General features: G+C 71.1%; 5 protein-coding genes. 4 read left to right on the top strand and 1 reads right to left on the bottom strand.

The window, feature by feature from the left end; translation table 11 throughout:
- On the bottom strand, window positions 1-782 hold a 782-nt coding region (gene sepH / locus L0H79_RS21340; RefSeq protein WP_301486724.1), incomplete at its 3' end, for a septation protein SepH.
- 132 nt (window positions 783-914) lie between these two features.
- Between sepH and L0H79_RS21335 the strand changes: the two genes are divergently transcribed.
- From L0H79_RS21335 to dut, 4 genes are all read left to right on the top strand, one after another.
- Entirely contained in the window at window positions 915-1,997 is a 1,083-nt protein-coding gene (locus tag L0H79_RS21335) for a ferrochelatase (protein WP_301486722.1), read from the top strand.
- A gap of 3 nt (window positions 1,998-2,000) precedes the next feature.
- The gene (locus tag L0H79_RS21330; protein WP_301486721.1) at window positions 2,001-2,873 is read left to right on the top strand and encodes an inositol monophosphatase family protein; all 873 of its coding nucleotides are present in this window, start codon (window positions 2,001-2,003) and stop codon (window positions 2,871-2,873) included.
- Between the two features lie 137 nt (window positions 2,874-3,010).
- Window positions 3,011-3,310, top strand: a complete 300-nt coding sequence (locus L0H79_RS21325) for a DUF4193 domain-containing protein (protein WP_301486720.1) — start codon at window positions 3,011-3,013, stop codon at window positions 3,308-3,310.
- A gap of 52 nt (window positions 3,311-3,362) precedes the next feature.
- Window positions 3,363-3,858: dUTP diphosphatase (gene dut / locus L0H79_RS21320; protein ID WP_301486718.1), on the top strand; the 496-nt coding region annotated here is incomplete at its 3' end.

Here is a 3,858-nt window from a genome sequence, read left to right as displayed (position 1 = left end):
GCGGGCCCGGGTGCGTCCGGGGCGTGGGCCCGGCGCCGCCGCCCGCGTCTGGAGCTGCGTTCCCGCATCGTGGCCATGAGGTCGATCGAGTCCACGTCTCGATGGCTTTTCCCGGGGGCGGCGACACCCCCCTCTGCCTCGACGTCGTAGACCTCCGAGGTGCCTGCCTCGCGCAGGTGTGGTGCGGGGACCGGGCCGACCGGCTCGAGCTGCTCGTCGGCGCTGAGCCAACGCGCCTCGTCGTCACAGGCCTGCACGGTGCGGGCCAGCGGGTCGAAGGACCACTCGGCCAGGCGCTGCCGACCTCCGGCGTTGAAGAAGACGGCTACCGTCCACCCGCCCTTGTCGTCGCGTCTGGAGTCCCAGCGTGCGGTGCTCGAGTCGATCTGGCGAGACCGGAGCCGCTCGTCGACCCGGGTGCCGAGCACGCCGCCTCCGGGACTGCCCCCCGGCGTCCTCAGCCGGACCTGGCGGCCCAGTGCCGCGACGTGCTCGCGCTCGGCGAGGATCGGTCCCTCGTAGCGCCGGACCTTCTCGACCGTCCAACCGGCCCGGTCGGCGGTCTCTTCCGCCGTGAGGCCGGCCCGGATCATCGCCTGCACGTCCTTGGGCCGCAGGCCCCCGTCGAGCTCGATCTGAAGCTGCCCGAGATGGGGCCGGTCCCGGCGCGCGGCGGCGCGGAGTGGCTCGTCGAGCGGCACCCGGTAGCGGTTTCCGTCGTCGTCCCCGAGGATGAGGTGCACCCCGTCCTCGTGGACTCCGATGAGGCGAAGTTCCTGCATCGATGGGTCTCCCGGTCACTCGTCAGGTGCGTGCCGTCCTCGAGCATGCCATTCTCGTCCACGGCGAGAAAGCACCCACGCCGCACCGGGCCGGTTTCTCTTCGGCGAACCGGGCCTGAGACAGTGAGGCTCATGCAGCCCTACGACGCGATCGTCCTGGTCGGCTTCGGCGGACCTGAGGCGCCCGGCGAGGTGATGCCCTTCCTGCGCCGAGTGACGGCCGGCCGCGGCATCCCCGACGAGCGGCTGGCCGAGGTGGGCCGGCACTACCACCACTTCGGTGGCCGCAGCCCGATCAACGAGCAGAACCGGGCCCTGCTCGCCGCCCTGCGCGTGGAGCTCGACGCCCGCGGCGACGACATACCCGTCCTCTGGGGCAACCGCAACAGCGCACCGTTCCTGGTCGACACGCTACGTCAGGCGTATGCCGCCGGGCACCGCCGCGTCCTCGCCGTCACGACGAGCGCGTACGCGTGCTACTCATCCTGTCGCCAGTACCGCGAGAACCTCGCCGACGCGGTGACCCGGCTCGTGAGCGATGGCATCGAGATCGTCGTGGACAAGATCGCGCCCTACGCACCGCGCCCCGGTTTCGCTCGGGCGAACCTGGAGCGGCTGGTGGACTCGATGCGTGCCATCGACGGGACGCCGGACGAGCAGGTCTCGCTCCTGTTCGTCACCCACTCGATCCCGACCGCGATGGAGGAGACGTCCGGTCCGGGCGACGCAGCGGGAGGCCTCTACCAGCGCCAGCACCTCGCCCTGGCCTCGCAGCTGACCGAGCAGAGCAACCGCATCCTCGGCCGTCACCTGAGCGGCGAGCTCGTCTTCTGCTCCCGCTCCGGGCCGCCGACGCAACCGTGGCTCGAGCCCGACGTCAACGACCGGATCGAGCAGCTCGCCCGGTCCGGGGTCGAGGCCGTCGTGCTCGCCCCGGTCGGGTTCGTCTCCGACCACATGGAGGTCGCCTACGACCTCGACACCGAGGCGGCTGCCACCGCCGGGCGGCTCGGGATGCGTCTGGTCCGCGTCCCCACCGTCGGGACCCTGCCCACCTTCGTGCGCGACCTCGTCGACGCCGTCGCAGAGCGGGCCGCGGAGGCTCGCGGCCACGCGGTGCCCGGCTTCCCGGGGCGGATGCCCTCCGTGTGTGCCTCGGGCTGCTGCCCCAACATGCGAGTCGCTGCCCGACCGGCGCTGTGTGGGAGGGACTGAACGGTGGCGCACCTGGACCACGACCTCGATCCGGCACTGCTCGTCGAGCTCGAGCACCTGTGCACCGGGCTCGCCTCGCACGCGGGCCGCTTCATCCACGACGAGCGGCCCCGACGGGTGCGCGTCGCCGACACCAAGTCGAGCGAGACGGATGTCGTGACGGAGATGGATCGCCGTTCCGAGCAGCTCCTGCACGGCCTGGTCCGGCAGGCCCGACCGGAGGACGGCATCCTGGGCGAGGAAGGGGCGCACGTCTCCGGCCGATCCGGTCTGACCTGGGTCATCGACCCCATCGACGGCACGGTCAACTACCTCTATGACATACCGGCGTATGCCGTCTCCGTCGCTGTCGTCGTCGGTGACCCCGAGACCCCCGGAAGCTGGCGTCCGGTGGCCGGTGCGGTGTCAGACCCCTGTCGGGGTGTCGTGCACCACGCCCGCCGCGGCGGTGGCGCCTGGACGCGGTCGGACCACGGGAAGCGCAGCGTGCCCAGGCGGCTCGCGGTCTCCACGGAGGACGCGCTGGGTCGGGCGCTGCTCGCGACCGGCTTCGGCTACGAGGCACAGGTACGCGCCCGACAGGCCGAGGTCATGCGTGAGGTCCTGCCCCTGGTCCGCGACATCCGGCGTATCGGCAGCGCCGCACTCGACCTGGCCCGTGTCGCCGAGGGCACCGTCGACGCATATGCGGAGACGGGCCTCAACCCGTGGGACCTGGCGGCGGGCTGGCTCCTTGTCGAGGAGGCCGGCGGTCAGGTCCTCGGCGTCGCCGCCCACCCGGGCCCGGCGCTGACAGTGGCCGCCGGGCCGGCTCTCGTCGAGCCGGTCAGGGCTCTTTTCACGGCCCGGATGCACTCCGAGGGCGACGTGTCGTGAGAATCATGTGACAGCGGGCTCCTGATAGGGCACAATCCGCGCACGGACATTGTTTTGCAGCCCAGTTGACGGGAACAAAACGTGGGGGAAGGGACGTTGCTCCCACGCATGACCTGAGGGAGTTGAGAAGGCGACAAATGGCTACCGACTATGACGCACCGCGCAAGACCGACGATGACCTCTCCGAGGACTCGATCGAGGAGCTGAAGTCGCGCCGCGTCGACAAGAGCTCGTCGAGCGTCGACGTCGACGAGACCGAGCAGGCAGAGGGTTTCGAGCTGCCTGGGGCCGATCTGTCCGGTGAGGAGCTGTCCGTGCGGGTCCTGCCCAAGCAGGCCGACGAGTTCACCTGCTCGCGCTGTTTCCTCGTCCACCACCGCAGCCAGCTGGCCAAGGAGGTCGGGGGACAGATGATCTGCTCGGACTGCGCGGCCTGAAAAGGCACGACACAACCTGAACGGCACGACACAAGCAGTAGGGTCGGTCCTCGTGACCGACCCTGGTGCATGCCCGCAGCAGGTCGTCCGGATCCTCCGGCTCGACCCCGACCTACCGCTGCCCGCCTACGCCCACCCCGGTGACGCGGGCGCCGACCTGCTGGCCCGCGTCGACGTCACGCTGGCACCGGGGGAGCGCGCGCTCGTGCCGACCGGGGTCGCCCTCGCCCTGCCCGAGGGGTACGCCGGCTTCGTCGTGCCCCGGTCGGGGCTTGCCACGCGGCACGGCATCACGACGGTGAATGCACCGGGCACGGTCGACGCCGGGTACCGCGGCGAGATCAAGGTCAACCTGGTCAACCTCGACCCGTGCGAGATCTTCACGGTCCGGCGGGGGGACCGCATCGCCCAGCTCGTGATCCAGCCGGTCGTGCGGGCACGTTTTCTCGAGGTCGATTCGCTCGACGCGACCCAACGGGGCGACACTGGACACGGGTCGACTGGCGGCTTCGGCCGTGACATGTCCGCCGCGACGGGTCCGCCGCGAC

Source organism: Intrasporangium sp. (assembly GCF_030452765.1).
Lineage (GTDB): Bacteria > Actinomycetota > Actinomycetes > Actinomycetales > Dermatophilaceae > Intrasporangium_A.
This window is presented reverse-complemented; position numbering and strand designations above follow the sequence as displayed.